12 protein-coding genes and 1 tRNA gene are annotated in these 14042 nt (G+C 40.2%); 10 read left to right on the forward strand and 3 right to left on the reverse strand.

The window, feature by feature from the left end:
- Positions 1-66: 66 nt before the first annotated feature.
- Entirely contained in the window at positions 67-360 is a 294-nt protein-coding gene (locus tag SH603_RS02015; protein ID WP_065533598.1) for an FMN-binding protein, read from the reverse strand.
- A gap of 21 nt (positions 361-381) precedes the next feature.
- Entirely contained in the window at positions 382-1023 is a 642-nt protein-coding gene (gene nth, locus SH603_RS02020; RefSeq protein ID WP_321534021.1) for an endonuclease III, read from the reverse strand.
- Between the two features lie 298 nt (positions 1024-1321).
- Here nth and SH603_RS02025 point away from each other — a divergent pair, with 298 nt between their 5' ends.
- The 6 genes from SH603_RS02025 to ndk all read left to right on the forward strand — a co-directional run bounded on the left by SH603_RS02025 (position 1322) and on the right by ndk (position 8432).
- Positions 1322-2794 carry an APC family permease gene (locus SH603_RS02025; RefSeq protein WP_065533600.1) on the forward strand — a complete coding sequence of 491 codons (1473 nt, stop codon included), beginning with the start codon at positions 1322-1324 and terminating at the stop codon, positions 2792-2794.
- Positions 2757-4118 carry an aspartate aminotransferase family protein gene (locus SH603_RS02030; RefSeq protein ID WP_169470836.1) on the forward strand — a complete coding sequence of 454 codons (1362 nt, stop codon included), beginning with the start codon at positions 2757-2759 and terminating at the stop codon, positions 4116-4118. Before SH603_RS02025 ends, SH603_RS02030 begins: the two co-directional genes overlap by 38 nt.
- A gap of 39 nt (positions 4119-4157) precedes the next feature.
- Positions 4158-4231 (forward strand) — tRNA-Thr (locus SH603_RS02035).
- A gap of 169 nt (positions 4232-4400) precedes the next feature.
- Positions 4401-5570 (forward strand): cation:proton antiporter, encoded by a 1170-nt coding sequence (locus SH603_RS02040; protein WP_321534022.1) that lies wholly within the window; start codon positions 4401-4403, stop codon positions 5568-5570.
- Positions 5571-5582: 12 nt separating this feature from the next.
- A complete protein-coding gene (gene helD, locus SH603_RS02045) occupies positions 5583-7901 on the forward strand; it encodes an RNA polymerase recycling motor HelD (protein WP_169472615.1) in 2319 nt (772 codons plus the stop codon).
- Between the two features lie 87 nt (positions 7902-7988).
- Entirely contained in the window at positions 7989-8432 is a 444-nt protein-coding gene (gene ndk, locus SH603_RS02050) for a nucleoside-diphosphate kinase (RefSeq protein ID WP_003665559.1), read from the forward strand.
- Positions 8433-8485: 53 nt separating this feature from the next.
- Here ndk and SH603_RS02055 read toward each other — a convergent pair whose 3' ends face one another.
- Positions 8486-9445, reverse strand: a complete 960-nt coding sequence (locus SH603_RS02055) for a DNA-methyltransferase (protein WP_169470834.1) — start codon at positions 9443-9445, stop codon at positions 8486-8488.
- 277 nt (positions 9446-9722) lie between these two features.
- On the opposite strand from SH603_RS02055, the gene trpS reads away from it, so the two are divergent.
- From trpS to SH603_RS02075, 4 genes are all read left to right on the forward strand, one after another.
- Positions 9723-10745: a tryptophan--tRNA ligase gene (gene trpS, locus SH603_RS02060; protein WP_169470833.1), complete on the forward strand. Its 1023-nt coding sequence runs from the start codon at positions 9723-9725 to the stop codon at positions 10743-10745.
- 143 nt (positions 10746-10888) lie between these two features.
- Complete coding sequence (locus SH603_RS02065) at positions 10889-11830, forward strand: Ppx/GppA family phosphatase (RefSeq protein WP_003667177.1); 942 nt, start codon at positions 10889-10891, stop codon at positions 11828-11830.
- Positions 11823-13085 carry a hydroxymethylglutaryl-CoA reductase, degradative gene (locus tag SH603_RS02070; protein ID WP_169470832.1) on the forward strand — a complete coding sequence of 421 codons (1263 nt, stop codon included), beginning with the start codon at positions 11823-11825 and terminating at the stop codon, positions 13083-13085. Before SH603_RS02065 ends, SH603_RS02070 begins: the two co-directional genes overlap by 8 nt.
- Entirely contained in the window at positions 13078-14037 is a 960-nt protein-coding gene (locus SH603_RS02075) for an IpaB/EvcA family protein (RefSeq protein ID WP_321534023.1), read from the forward strand. Before SH603_RS02070 ends, SH603_RS02075 begins: the two co-directional genes overlap by 8 nt.
- The last annotated feature ends 5 nt before the right edge of the window (positions 14038-14042 follow it).

The raw sequence follows: 14042 nt of genomic DNA on the forward strand, positions 1-14042 counted from the left end.
ACTGCGCTGTTCGTATTTTATAGAAGTGACCTAACTTATGTCACAGCTCCATTGTTGTATTTATACTTAATTTTGTCGTGCCTGTTGCAGTGCATCTTTAGTTGCTTCTTTAATTGCACGGCTTGTTGCACTGGCCCCAGTAATACCATCCACATCTGCACTATTAGCCGCAATAATTTTACCGGGAAGTTCATCTAAAGCCCATTGACCCATTTCAGATTCATGATGTTTGATTACTTGTAAATCTTGAATCTTATCATCTTGGTAGGTTAATAAGACTTCTAATTCACCGCCATAAGCACTAAAGCCACTTCCAATATATTGATTTTTGTCTATTTCTCTCATTTTATTATTATCCATGATCTTCTAAAATCTTCTAAGTTAAATCATATTATTTTGGCCTGTTACGCAGAGTGATAACAGTGGACAAGTTTGACATTTAGGATTTCTTGCTCTGCAGATATATCTACCCCAAAAAATCATACTATGATGAGCATCTAACCAATGTTCAGGAGGTATAGTTTTCATTAATTTCTTTTCAATTGCAAGAACGGATGCTTTGGGTTCAACCATTCTAAGGCGGCGGGCAACACGACTAACGTGGGTATCAACTGGGAAAGCTGGAATGTTAAAGCATTCTGCAAGGACAACATCAGCAACTTTCCTCCCAACTCCAGATAAGGTCATTAGCTCTTTGAGGGTGTGGGGAACCTCACCGTTAAAGTCAGTAACAATTTGTTGAGAAGTTTTGACTAAGAACTTAGCTTTATTTCGATAAAGCCCTAATCTTTTGATATAAGGCTCAACTTCTGCGGGTTCAACCCCTGCTAAATCTGCTGGCAACGGAAAACGAGCGAATAGTGCTGGCGTTACTTCATTGACAGATTGATCTGTTGACTGTGCACTCAAGATTGTAGCCAAAAGAAAGTGGTAGTTTGTGTCAGCAATCAAAGTTGTTCCTGCTTTGGGAAATGTATGCCGCATGACCTTGATTGAGTAACGAATTTCATCTGGTGATAACATATAAAATCACTCTTTTCGAATATGATTATAACTATTTTAACCCGAATGATTAAAATAGCGAAGGGTAATAACCTCATTTTATACTCATTAAATTATTATTTGTAAAATTGGGGGGCTAGCAATATGACATCAATTTATGTTAAGAAAAAAATGTTTAATATGGATGTAAATGTAGAAATCGCTTTCTTTAATTAATTTAAATAAACGATTGACCAGAGAAGAGCACCTTGGTAAAATGTATTAAAGATTTTCTTATAATTCTAATCAAATTTTAATCATTTAAAAAAGGAGGATGATTATGAGTTTTTGGAAAACAATTACACGTAAAGAAGACCCGCGTGTTTATGATAATAAAGACGGTCATTTAGTTCGATCTTTGAAGGTGCGGGACTTTTTAGCTTTAGGTGTTGGAACGATTGTGTCCACTTCCATTTTCACTCTTCCTGGTGAAGTGGCCGCAATGCATACAGGACCTTCAGTAGTTATCTCTTTTTTAATTGCTGCGATCGTGGCCGGGCTAGTTGCCTTCGCCTATGCAGAAATGGCTGCTGCAATGCCGTTTGCTGGTTCAGCCTATTCATGGATTAACGTCGTGTTTGGAGAATTTTTTGGTTGGGTCGCTGGTTGGGCACTATTAGCTGAATACTTTATTGCTTTGGCCTTTGTTGGGTCTGGTCTCTCTGCTAACTTTCGGGCATTATTTGTTCCGCTTGGCTGGAAGTTGCCTGCTTCATTATCAAATGCTTTTGGTACAGAAGGCGGAGTTGTTGATATTGTTTCAGTTGTTGTAATTATTTTAGTAGCCCTCTTAATTTCACGCGGGGTATCACAAGCTGCTCGTGTTGAAAATCTTCTTGTTATTCTTAAAGTTTTTGCAATTTTACTTTTTATTGTTGTTGGTTTAACCGCTATAAAAGCAAGCAATTTTATGCCATTTATTCCACAATACCATGAAACAGCTAATGGTGCATTTGGTGGTTGGCAAGGTATATATGCCGGGGTATCGATGATTTTCCTTTCCTATATCGGATTTGACTCAATTGCTGCTAATTCAGCGGAAGCAATCAATCCACAAAAAACGATGCCACGTGGAATCCTTGGTTCCTTAGTAATCGCAGTTGTTCTTTTTATAGCAGTTAGTCTTGTATTGATTGGGGTATTACCATATCAACAATACGCTAATAGTGCTGAACCAGTTGGGCTTGCATTACGTGCAGCTCATCATAGTGGTGTAGCAACTGTTGTTCAAACAATTGCTGTTCTAGGAATGTTTACCGCCTTGATTGGGATGAGTATGGCTGGTTCGCGGTTGATTTACTCATTTGGTCGTGATGGAATGTTGCCAAAATGGCTTGGGAAACTTGATGAACATAATCGACCAAACCGTGCACTTTGGACACTTACAATTGGTGCTGTTTTGATCGGTGCCTTCTTCCCATTCGCCTTTCTTTCCCAATTGATCTCAGCCGGTACGTTGATTGCCTTTATGTTTGTTTCACTTGGTGTTTATGCATTACGTCGTCGTGAAGGAAAAGATATTCCAAATCCTTCATTTAAGATGCCATTCTATCCAGTATTACCAGCTCTAGGTTTTCTTGCTTCATTACTTGTGTTTATGGGATTAGATTACCAAGCAAAACTTTACGCTGGTATCTGGTTTATCTTTGGCTTAATTATTTACTTTGCTTATGGAATGCGCCACTCGTCAATGGCAAAGAAAGAAGATGGACAAAATGTTAAAAACGAAACTGAAGCAGAAGAAAACGAATAGAGATGTTTTATTAGAAGAACAAAATGCATTTGCAACTGCTGCCCGGATTAAGTACTACGATATTGTATTAGATCATGGACGGGGGGCAATGGTTACTGATATAGAAGGAAATGATTATATCGATTTGCTTGCCAGTGCTAGTTCGACTAATACTGGTCATGCGCATCCGCGAGTAGTACAAGCTATTCAAGAACAAGCAGCTAAAATGATTCAGTATACTCCAGCGTACTTTGCTAATTCACAAGCAGCGCGGTTAGCACCTCGATTAGCAGAATTAGCGCCGATAAGTGGGCCAGTTGAAATGGTATGGGGTAATTCTGGTTCGGATGCTAATGACGCAATTATTAAATTTGCGCGAGCATATACTGGACGCCAATATATTATTTCCTTTACGGGGGCCTATCATGGTTCAACTTACGGTTCAATGAGCTTGTCAGGTGTTTCATTAAATATGACACGAAAAATGGGCCCAATGCTACCAGGCGTAGTAAAAGTACCATTCCCTAGTCCCTGGGAACGATTAACTAATGAAAGTGACGAGGCGTTTGTTGAGCGGATGTTCCATCAATTTATGCTGCCTTTTGAAACTTATTTGCCAGTTGATGAAGTGGCTGCAATCCTTATTGAACCAATTCAAGGTGATGGGGGAATTGTTAAGACTCCTCCTGCTTATATGCAAAAGGTATACGAGTTTGCTAAAGCTAATGGAATTCTCTTTGCTGTTGATGAAGTTAATCAAGGGATGGGGCGGACTGGCAAATGGTGGTCGATCCAGCATTTTGGGATTGAACCAGATTTAATGTCTGTTGGTAAGTCGTTAGCTTCGGGAATGCCGCTTAGTGCAATGATTGGTCGTAAGGAGATTCTGGAATCATTAGGGGCCCCAGCCAATGTTTACACTACAGCTGGTAACCCGGTTACGACTGCAGCAGCAAACGCGACCTTAGATGTTATTCAAAATGAGCATCTTTTAGAGCGTTCACAACGACTTGGCAAAAAAGCAGCTGAATTCTTTAAGCTTGAACAGCAAAAATATCCCTTTGTAGGTGATGTTCGAATGTATGGACTCGATGGTGGTATTGATATCATTGATCCAGTTACGGGAAAAGGTGATACAGAAGCAACAACCAAGCTAATGTACCGCATCTTTGAATTAGGAGCAATTATCATTAGTTTACGGGGGAGTATTCTTCGTTTCCAACCACCATTAGTTATTACAGAGAAAGAATTAGATCAAGCTTTTGCGATGATTGATCAAGCATTCGCGGAATTAGCCGCTGGTAAATTAGCAGTTCCCGCAAATGCAGAAGAGTTAGGTTGGTAACTCTTGCAATTTAAGACTATCTTCGGGTATACTTTAAGCGCCATCTTAGCTCAGCTAGGTAGAGCACATCCATGGTAAGGATGAGGTCGGCGGTTCGAACCCGCTAGATGGCTTAAAATGAACTAAGAAAAGAGATTTAGAAAAACGATTCGTTTTTCTAAATCTCTTTTCTTCTTTATAAGAATATGACCTTGCTAGTAATATAATTAGGATTGAAATTACAGCTATGTTAAAATCAAAATTATGTAGCATTAGCTTAATTGATAAATTGGAGGAAAAGAAATGGAATTTATTGCAGTGTTGGCGGGGTTATTGCTTGCAACCCAGATCGTAGCACACTTATGTCGTCGCGTTGAAATTCCAGAAGTGATTGGACAAATCCTAGTTGGAATCATTGCAGGACCCGCTGTTTTAGATTGGGTTCATTTAAATTCAATGATGAATGAATTTCAGGAAATTGGGGTTATTATCTTGATGTTCATCGCAGGATTGGAAAGCGACCTATCCTTACTAAGAAAATACTTGAAGCACGCTGTTGTTGTGGCGCTTTTGGGGGTAATTGTTCCCATTGTAATTATGGGACCGGTAAGTTATATGTTTGGCTTTACTAAGCTTGAATCACTTTTTATCGGGGTTATTTTTGCGACAACATCTGTTAGTATTTCAGTTGCAGTATTACGTGAATTTAATCGCCTAGATAGCCGAGAGGGGGCAACAGTGCTTGGAGCAGCGGTTGCCGATGATATTATTGGTGTTATCTTGTTAAGTGTGATGATTAGTGTAATCAATGGAAGCAGCAATAGTGGTCACGGCAATGGTCAGCCTTTAGGAATTGTCCTCTTGATGCAGTTAGTGTTCTTTGGTGGAACTTACCTATTGATTCGTTGGTTAGCACCTTACCTGATTCATATGAGTGATCGCCTATTAACAGTTGCTTCAACGTCGGTAATGGCGATGATTATCTGTTTAGGCATGGCCGCGATTGCTGATTATGTTGGCTTGAGTGGGGCTGTTGGCTCCTTCTTCGCTGGAATTGCTGTGGCTAACACCAAGCATAAAGAAGTTGTTGACCGGAGTTTTATTCCAATTGGATATGCAATGTTTATTCCGCTATTCTTTGTCAGTGTAGGCTTGAACATGCGCTTTGATAATATTGGTGAATCGTTTGTCTTTGTTATTGTAATGACAATCCTTGCATGCTTAACAAAACTGCTTGGATGTGGAGCGGGTGCTAAGCTATCTGGCTTTAGCATGCCAAGTTCTTATGTTGTCGGTAGTGGGATGGTTGCTCGTGGTGAAATGGGATTGATTACAGCCCAGATTGGTTATGAAGCACATCTTCTTTCGCCAATGTATTATTCAGATGTAATTACCGTGATTATTATCGCAACTGTATTAGCGCCATTTATTTTAAAGAATGCATTGAAACGATCAGCCAACGAACTTGAGTAAAGGGGGCTTTTGATGGAAAATCATGAACGAGAAACGGAGCAAGCGCGGGTTGATAATGTTGAAAAACAAATTGACCAACAGGTAGCTGCTACCACTAAAGCTGTTGAAGATGCTCATCGTGAAACACGGGCAGTTGAACGTAATTATAGTGAAAATGCATCTATTAACCGTTATGAAGTTGATGATATTGCTGAATCTCGGTCAATGATTGAACAGCAGCGACAATTGGTTTCACGAGCAGCGGAAAGTGAATCAATTCTAAAGCACCAGTTAAGAACTTTGAAAAACTTAAAAGGGTCACCGTATTTTGGCCGGATTGATATTCAAGATCCTGGTGAAGATAAGAGTGAAACGCTATATATTGGTACTTCTTCCTTAATGAATGAAGATAAAACAGACTTTTTAATTTATGACTGGCGGGCACCGATTTCTGGGGTTTACTATAATGGTACCCTTGGGAAAGTCAATTATGAAACGCCAGCTGGGATGCAAACCACAGAATTAAAAAAGAAACGCCAATTCACTATTAAGGATGGTAAGATCACTAACATGTTCGATACCAATGAAACGGTTGGTGATGAAGTTTTGCAAGCAGCTCTTGGAAAGCAAAATGACCAGTATATGCATAATATTGTGGCAACAATTCAAAAAGAGCAAAATGATATTATCCGTGATACGCGTAGTGATCTTTTGCTAGTACAAGGAGTGGCTGGTTCAGGAAAGACTTCAGCGATCCTTCAACGAATTGCATACTTGCTTTATCATAGTCGAACAGAATTGAATGCTGACCAGATTGTCCTCTTTAGTCCCAATAATTTATTTAGCCACTACATTTCTGAAGTTTTGCCAAGTCTTGGTGAAAGAAATATGCGGCAAGTAACATTAGAAGGGTTTATCCGGCGGCGTTTTGAAGGCTTGCAAGTAGAAACATTATTTGATCGCTACGAAGAACGGCAAAAACCTGAAAATGCTTCTCATGTTGTGGCTGACTTTATTGAAAGCGAATCTTTTATGACGTCAATTGCACATTATGTCGAGAAAATGACAATTGAGGATTTGCAGTTTGCTGATATTCGCTTTAATGGTCAAGTTTTCTTTTCAGCTGACCACGTCAAAGATCTTTATAAAGAATTACCATTGACGATGGCTCCTGCTGATAAGTTAGTTCAATTAAAAAATAAGTTAATTCGTGAATTGCAGCGGCGAGTTAAAGATGAAGCTAAAAAAGATTGGGTAGCTAAAGAACTGGATTCACTTGATTTACAACAATTGCACAACCTTTATGGTAAGAAGACAATTGATGACTTTAAGGATGAAGATGAGCAATATGCTTACCTTTCGCGGCGCTTAGCTAAACGACGCTTACGTGTGATTGCAGATGCGATCTATAATAATTACTTTCTCGATTTTTATAATCAATATAATAAGTTTTTGCATCAGGTTGAGGTACCTAAAACAATTAGTCAGCGGGAATGGGCAACAATGATTCTTGCTTTTCAAGATGAGATTGAATATCATCGGCTGGAATTAATGCATGCGGCACCTTTGATGTATCTGCGTGATTTGATTTCCGGTACAGGACAAAATCGTTCTTTTCAATATGTATTTATTGATGAGATGCAAGATTATTCGACAGCGATGTTAATCTACTTAAAACACGCCTTTCCCCAAGCTAAGTTTACGGTCCTCGGTGATAGTGAACAGGCTCTTTTTAAGCCATTGCAGTTACCGGAGGACTTATTAAACAAACTTAGTGGGGTATTAAAGGCAAAGCGACCTAATTTAATTGCTTTACGGCGGAGTTATCGTTCCACGACGGAGATTACTAATTTTGCGAAGGCCTTGTTGCCGGATGGAGATAAGATAATTTCCTTCACTCGCCATGGAAAGAAACCACGCTTGTTAGTCCGTTATTCTGATAAAGAGAGTCAGCAAAGCTTGTTAGATGAGACGCTTAAACTAGCTGCCGAACATGAAACTGTAGCGATCTTAACCAAGAATCAAGAGCAAGCCGCTGTTATTTATCAATTACTTCGCCGGCAAAAGGTTGAAAATATTCATCTCCTAGATAAGGATGCAAGTGAATTGCCAAAGGGAATCTTAATTCTCCCAATTTACTTAGCAAAGGGGCTTGAATTCGACGCTGTCCTTGCTGCAGATGTCTCTGCTAAAAACCTAGCTAATACTGATGAAGTCGGTATGATCTATACAATGGCATCACGGGCAATGCATGAACTGGTCCTTTTAAGCAACGGTTCAGTTAGTGACGCAATTAACGAGAAAGCTGGGCGTCTTTTAACGATTGAATATCAATTGCCAAACAAAAATTAAATTTTTCTATTGTTTAAAAACGCTTTCAAGAAGTGTCGACTTATGATAATCTAATGGAGTAGATATAGAAAAAGGAGATGCTTCGCCATGGTTAAAGACGAATACACACTTGTACTAGTAAAGCCTGATGGGGTAAAGACTCGTCATATTGGAGATATTATTACCCGTATTGAACGGAAAGGATATAATATTGAAGCTCTTAAGATGATTGACCCATCAGAAGAAAAGCTTCGTCAACATTATTTTGATAAAGTTGACAAACCATTCTTCCCTGAATTGTTAGAATACATGACAGAAGGACCAATTGTCGGAATTGTTGTTTCTGGTACTAATGTAATTCAAGCTATTCATAACATGGCAGGTGCTACTAACCCTGGTGAAGCTGAATGGGGAACAATTCGTGGTGACTATGGTCGTGAATGGCCTGATGGTAACTTGCGAAATATCATTCATACGTCTGATAACGTTAATAGTGCTACTCGTGAAATTGGTATTTGGTTCCCAGAATTTGATATTAAGGATAAGCAGTAGAATTAAAGAGAGGCTGAGAAAAAACTTCGTTTTTTCAACAGCCTCTCTTTAATTTATTCATCACTTGCCCTTTGTTGGCGTTTAATTTTTCGTTGTACTGCCAAGGTATTGCGTTCCCAAAAGACCCCGTCAGTGTAGCCTTGGATGCTAGGATCATCTTTTATTTGATTAAGTCGGTACTGTCCCCATGCACAATATAGAAGACTTTGCTCGATTCCAAGATAACGGCGGTTAAGCTTAGCGGCAGTCACTAAACTCGAACCGGAACCAGCAAAAGGATCAAAAATGAAGTCATTAGGATTAGAACTGGCAAGGATAATTTTTGCTAGCAATTTCTCGGGCTTTTGCGTAGGGTGACCAGTATTTTCTGGCATTGACCAATACGGAATTGAAATGTCATCCCAAAAATTAGAAGGCATCGTATCCCGAAAGTTACCATTTTTAGTAGCTTGCCAGTCTTTAGCTACCCCATCTTGACGATAAGGAGCTACCACCTGTCGTCGTTGCTTAACTTGGTCGACGTTAAAGGTGTAATCACTCGGGTTCGCGGTTAAGAACCAAATATCTTCCATCCCATTTTTCCAATTTTTCAGTGAACCCCGGCCCTTTTCTCGTTGCCAAGTAATCCGATTTTGAATTGTGAAATTTTTTTCGAGGATCGGTGCTAAGGCCATGCTGGTTGCCCAATCAGAAAAAACATAGATACTAGCATTTTCTTTTAATAATGGCTTTAAGAGGTCAATCCACTTTTGCGTGTAAGTTTGATATTGGCTTGTGGACATTTTTTTAAAGCTTAAACCATCGTACTGTTTATTAAGGTTGTAAGGAGGGTCAATAAGGGCGAGATCAACCTGGTGTGGTGATAATTTAGTCATTACCTTGAAGGAATCCCCATTGATAATCTTATCGGATATTGTCTGGAGATTATCAGTAGGCTGAATAATTTGATTGAGGAGCTCAGGTGAAGCTTCCTCAAGCGTGAAATCGATTGTTTTATTTCTTTTTGAGCGCATATAGACCACTCCTGTTCGACGTTTAATATTATTATACTTGTCATATTCAGGATTGTCTTGCCTTTTTAGTAGGAGTTGGATTAAAATTAATTATATTAAGTAGCGCGAGCCTTAGCGAGGGACGGTCGGTGAAAAGGTCCCCAAAGTGCGAAATGGTCACAACAAGATACATAATGAGCGGCAATAATGATTGCAATTTAGGTGGCACCGCGCGAAAAGCGTCCTATTTAGTTTATATGACTAAGTAGGGCGTTTTGTAATTTAGGAGGAATTTAAAATGGCAGAAGAAAAACACGTTATTTTAACTGGTGATCGACCAACTGGCAAGTTGCATATTGGACACTATGTAGGTTCGTTGAAGAATCGGGTTGAATTACAAAATACAGGTAAATATGACACTTTTATCATGATTGCTGACCAACAAGCATTGACTGATAATGCCCGGGACCCGGAAAAAATCCGCCGTAGTCTCCATGAAGTTGCTCTTGATTATTTGGCAGTTGGAATTGATCCAAAGAAATCGACAATTTTGGTTCAATCACAAATTCCAGCATTGAGTGAATTAACGATGCACTATCTTAACTTAGTAACTGTTGCGCGTTTACGCCGAAACCCAACTGTTAAAACTGAGATTAAGCAAAAGAAGTTTGGTGAAAGTGTGCCAGCTGGATTCTTTACTTATCCAGTAAGCCAAGCAGCAGATATTACAGCATTTAAGGCTGATACAGTGCCGGTTGGTGACGACCAAGAACCGATGCTTGAACAAACTCGTGAAATTGTGCGGACGTTCAACCGGATTTACCAACAAGATATTTTAGTTGAACCTGAAGGAGTGTTTCCACCAAAGGGTCAGGGTCGGATTCCAGGACTAGATGGTAACGCAAAGATGAGTAAGTCCCTTGGCAATGCAATTTATCTTTCTGATGATGCTGATACAGTGCAAAAGAAAGTAATGTCGATGTATACTGATCCAACACATATCAAAGTTAGTGATCCTGGTCATGTTGAAGGCAATACTGTCTTTACTTACCTTGACATCTTTGATCCAGACAAGGAGCAAGTTGCTAAATTGAAGGAGCAATACCAAGCTGGTGGTCTTGGGGATGTTAAGATCAAACGCTACTTAAATGAAGTTCTTGAAGCTGAACTTGAACCAATTCGCAAGCGGCGCGAAGAGTATGCAGCTAATATTGATTATGTTGATCAAGTTCTTAAAGAAGGCTCAGCACGGGCAAATGAGGTTGCAAACCAGACGCTTAAAGAAGTTCGTGATGCAATCGGGATTAACTACTTTGGCTAAAAATATAAACTAAAAAAGCGAGGCTGCTAGGAAAATAAGTTTTTCCCTGAGCCCCGTTTTTTTTCGTGTCTCCCATAGCAGAACATGGTAACATAAAAGAGATGTATTTATACGAAAAATAATTAATTAAAGCGGAGGTGAAAATGGTGGAAAACCTCGCGATTGTAGACCTCGGCTCAAACTCGGCCCGAATGGCAATAACAGAAATTGCTCCAGACGGACGATTTCGTGAAATTCGACGTGTAAAAGAAAATACACGTTTATCTGAGGGAATGGGACGAGAAAAAATGTTACAAGAGAGTGCAATTGAACGCACAATTGCGGCTCTAAAACGATTTAAAAAAATCTACCAAGAGATTCCCAATATTAAGGTTCGTGCGATCACGACTGCTGCAGTTCGGCAGGCACGAAATCGCCAAGAGTTTTTGAAGCGTGTCCAGCAAGAAGTTGGTATTCATCTACAAGTTTTATCTGGTAAAAAAGAAGCCTATTATGATTACTTAGGTGTCGTTCGAACATTGCGGCTTAACCACTGTTTAATTTTAGACGTTGGTGGAGCAAGCTGTGAATTGATATTGGTACAGCAGCGAAAAGCACGTAACTTGATTTCTATTCCGGTGGGCGCTGTTAATTTATCAGAGCAATATCATTTAAATGGCTATGTTCGTTCGGCTGACCTTTTTCGTGCACAGGTAGCGATGAACGAACGATTGACCAAAATTCCGTGGTTACGTTATGCGACACGTGTTCCGATTGTTTTATTAGGTGGTGCTAACCGGACTTTGGCGCGCATGACCCAGTCTTACCATCACCATCACCGTCGAAATGGTTCAATTCATGGGTATCAGCTTTCCTCGCGAGTAGTATTTGCTACTTATCGTGAATTGCTAAATCGTAACTTGGCCCAGCGTAAACGTATGACTGGTCTAGAACCAGAACGAGCAGACATTATCATCGGCGGAATGCTGCCTCTTGTAACTCTTTTGCAACGCAACAGTGATGGTCGGGTTATTTTTTCAGAGAGTGGCGTCCGCGAAGGAATCATCACTGAATATGTAAATCAAAGGAAGCGACACCATGACTGATTGGCAACACGGTTTTTATAAGTTATCTGCCGATGATCGGCGTCAACAATTGACAAAAGCTCGTCAACTATCCCCCATTGAAGAGCAAGTATTAGCAAATACAAGTTCAGACTTAGGGGATGAGTTAGTCGAAAATTATATTACTGATTATTCTTTACCTGAAGGAGTAGCCTTAAATATAACTGTAAACAATCGTCAGTATGTTGTGCCGATGGTGGTTGAAGAACCATCAGTCATAGCCGCTGCTAGCAATGGTGCGCACCGGGTAAGCAGGTCGGGAGGATTTAATGCCCCTCAGCAAGACCGTCAATTAGTGGGTCAAGTTATTTTAGACGATGTGTCCGATAAAGCAGCAGTTAAAGCATGGTTATTAGAACACCAAGATGAGATTTTAACAATTGCTAACCAGGCTCACCCCTCAATGCAGGCACGAGGTGGAGGTGCGAAGTCGATGAAAGTTCGCACTCCTGGGGACTTTATTAGTATTGACCTAGGGATCGATGTTTGTCAGGCAATGGGCGCTAATAGTGTCAATACGATGGCAGAAGCGGTTGGAAAATGGTTAACAGACCAGGGCTTCCATGTTATTACCGCAATTTTAAGCAATCTTGCAACGCAGAGTCTGCAAACTGCTACTTGCAAAGTTGCTTTTCGGTACTTAGCAACTACGGAGATGGATGGTAAAGAGGTTGCTCAACGAATTGCCCGCCTTAGTGACCTTGCGCAAGTTGACCCTTATCGGGCAGCTACCCATAATAAAGGAATAATGAACGGGATTGATGCGGTTATGATCGCCAGTGGAAATGATTGGCGGGCGATTGAAAGCGGAGCCCATGCCTACGCTGCTCGTGATGGGCAATATCGCGGCTTAAGTACTTGGGAAATCCAGGACGGCTACTTGGTAGGAAAAATTGTTCTTCCTTTACCAGTTGGTGTAATTGGTGGTTCAATTGGATTAAATAAAATGACTAAGATAAACTATCATATTAGTCAAATTAAGAGTGCTAAAGAGTTGGCAGCCGTAACAGCAAGTGTCGGATTGGCACAAAATTTGGCTGCTTTACGAGCATTGACAACCACTGGGATTCAAGCTGGTCATATGAAACTCCAATACCGGTCATTAGCAGCAAGTGTCGGAGCAACGCCAGCAGAAGTACCATTAGTAGTAGCACAATTAAAGCAGCGATCACATGTTGACCAAGCACTTGCTAAAGAAATATTATCAACGATCAGAAAGGACCAAGTTAATGACTGAAGAGAGAATTACACTAAATAAAGAAAATCGGGCACTTCTTGATCAGGTTAATAGTCTATATCCTGAAGGTAGTGTCTTTGTTCAGTTTCATGGTGACAAATCAGGATATGTTCGCCATGACCAAGCAACTCAACAAACTATTCCTGGTGCCTTGGTTATTATTGTGACTGACTTGACTGCGCCAAATTACACTGCTTCACACGAATTATTGCACCTTTTGATGTTACTAAAAGGTTTCCCACAAATCTTTTTCCAACTGTCTCTTGGGGATAAGGAACTCGATGAACAGATGATGATTATGTCAACTGATTTGTATAATATCGCTATGCATCGAGTAGTGGTGGCAGAACAACGTAAACATGGTTTTATTACTGATAAAATTGAAGAGGAATATTTAAAGGGGATTGAGCATACATTAACTCCGGAAAAAGAGGAAGATGATGAACGGACGTTACGGTTGTTAACCCTTTTGGATGCCCTGGTCTTTTACGGTGACCACCTCTCAAAGTATGAAAAAACTTTAGCAGAAAAGTACCCGCTTGCACTGGCCGCGGCAAAAAAGATGTATGCTGAGATTACAAAGAAGCCCATTAAGTCACCGTTCGATATGCGCCGGTCAATTGTTAAGATTTATTCTTTGTTTGATCAACAAATGCAGGAATGGGGCTTACCAGCCTTACACAATAACGAATACACAACTCTCTCACCGGTATTAAGTGCCCGGCAATTACGTTTAGAGATGCGTCAAGTTTTTGAAATCTATCACTCTGATATGAAAGAACGGGGGACGGATAAGCGCGCCTATGTTGGTCTTCGGCGGAGTGATGGTCAAAATTCGTTTACTCTTCCGGCACCGACTCAAAATGCGCCAGAAGAATTTAAGAAGATATATGATCAACCAGTGAGGGAATTTCTTGAACAGAATAGCATTCCATACATTGTAAGGAAGTGAGTTAG

Origin of the sequence: Limosilactobacillus reuteri (genome assembly GCF_034259105.1) — a bacterium.
Classification (GTDB): domain Bacteria; phylum Bacillota; class Bacilli; order Lactobacillales; family Lactobacillaceae; genus Limosilactobacillus; species Limosilactobacillus reuteri_G.

Excerpts from the sequence above, each read along its gene's own strand:
- SH603_RS02025 (WP_065533600.1), top strand. The coding sequence starts at position 1,322 with ATGAGTTTTTGGAAAACAATTACACGTAAAGAAGACCCGCGTGTTTAT.
- SH603_RS02055 (WP_169470834.1), bottom strand. The coding sequence starts at position 9,445 with ATGCGCTCAAAAAGAAATAAAACAATCGATTTCACGCTTGAGGAAGCT.
- SH603_RS02065 (WP_003667177.1), top strand. The coding sequence starts at position 10,889 with ATGGTGGAAAACCTCGCGATTGTAGACCTCGGCTCAAACTCGGCCCGA.
- SH603_RS02030 (WP_169470836.1), top strand. The coding sequence starts at position 2,757 with ATGTTAAAAACGAAACTGAAGCAGAAGAAAACGAATAGAGATGTTTTA.
- helD (WP_169472615.1), top strand. The coding sequence starts at position 5,583 with ATGGAAAATCATGAACGAGAAACGGAGCAAGCGCGGGTTGATAATGTT.
- nth (WP_321534021.1), bottom strand. The coding sequence starts at position 1,023 with ATGTTATCACCAGATGAAATTCGTTACTCAATCAAGGTCATGCGGCAT.
- trpS (WP_169470833.1), top strand. The coding sequence starts at position 9,723 with ATGGCAGAAGAAAAACACGTTATTTTAACTGGTGATCGACCAACTGGC.
- SH603_RS02070 (WP_169470832.1), top strand. The coding sequence starts at position 11,823 with ATGACTGATTGGCAACACGGTTTTTATAAGTTATCTGCCGATGATCGG.
- SH603_RS02015 (WP_065533598.1), bottom strand. The coding sequence starts at position 360 with ATGGATAATAATAAAATGAGAGAAATAGACAAAAATCAATATATTGGA.
- SH603_RS02040 (WP_321534022.1), top strand. The coding sequence starts at position 4,401 with ATGGAATTTATTGCAGTGTTGGCGGGGTTATTGCTTGCAACCCAGATC.
- ndk (WP_003665559.1), top strand. The coding sequence starts at position 7,989 with ATGGTTAAAGACGAATACACACTTGTACTAGTAAAGCCTGATGGGGTA.
- SH603_RS02075 (WP_321534023.1), top strand. The coding sequence starts at position 13,078 with ATGACTGAAGAGAGAATTACACTAAATAAAGAAAATCGGGCACTTCTT.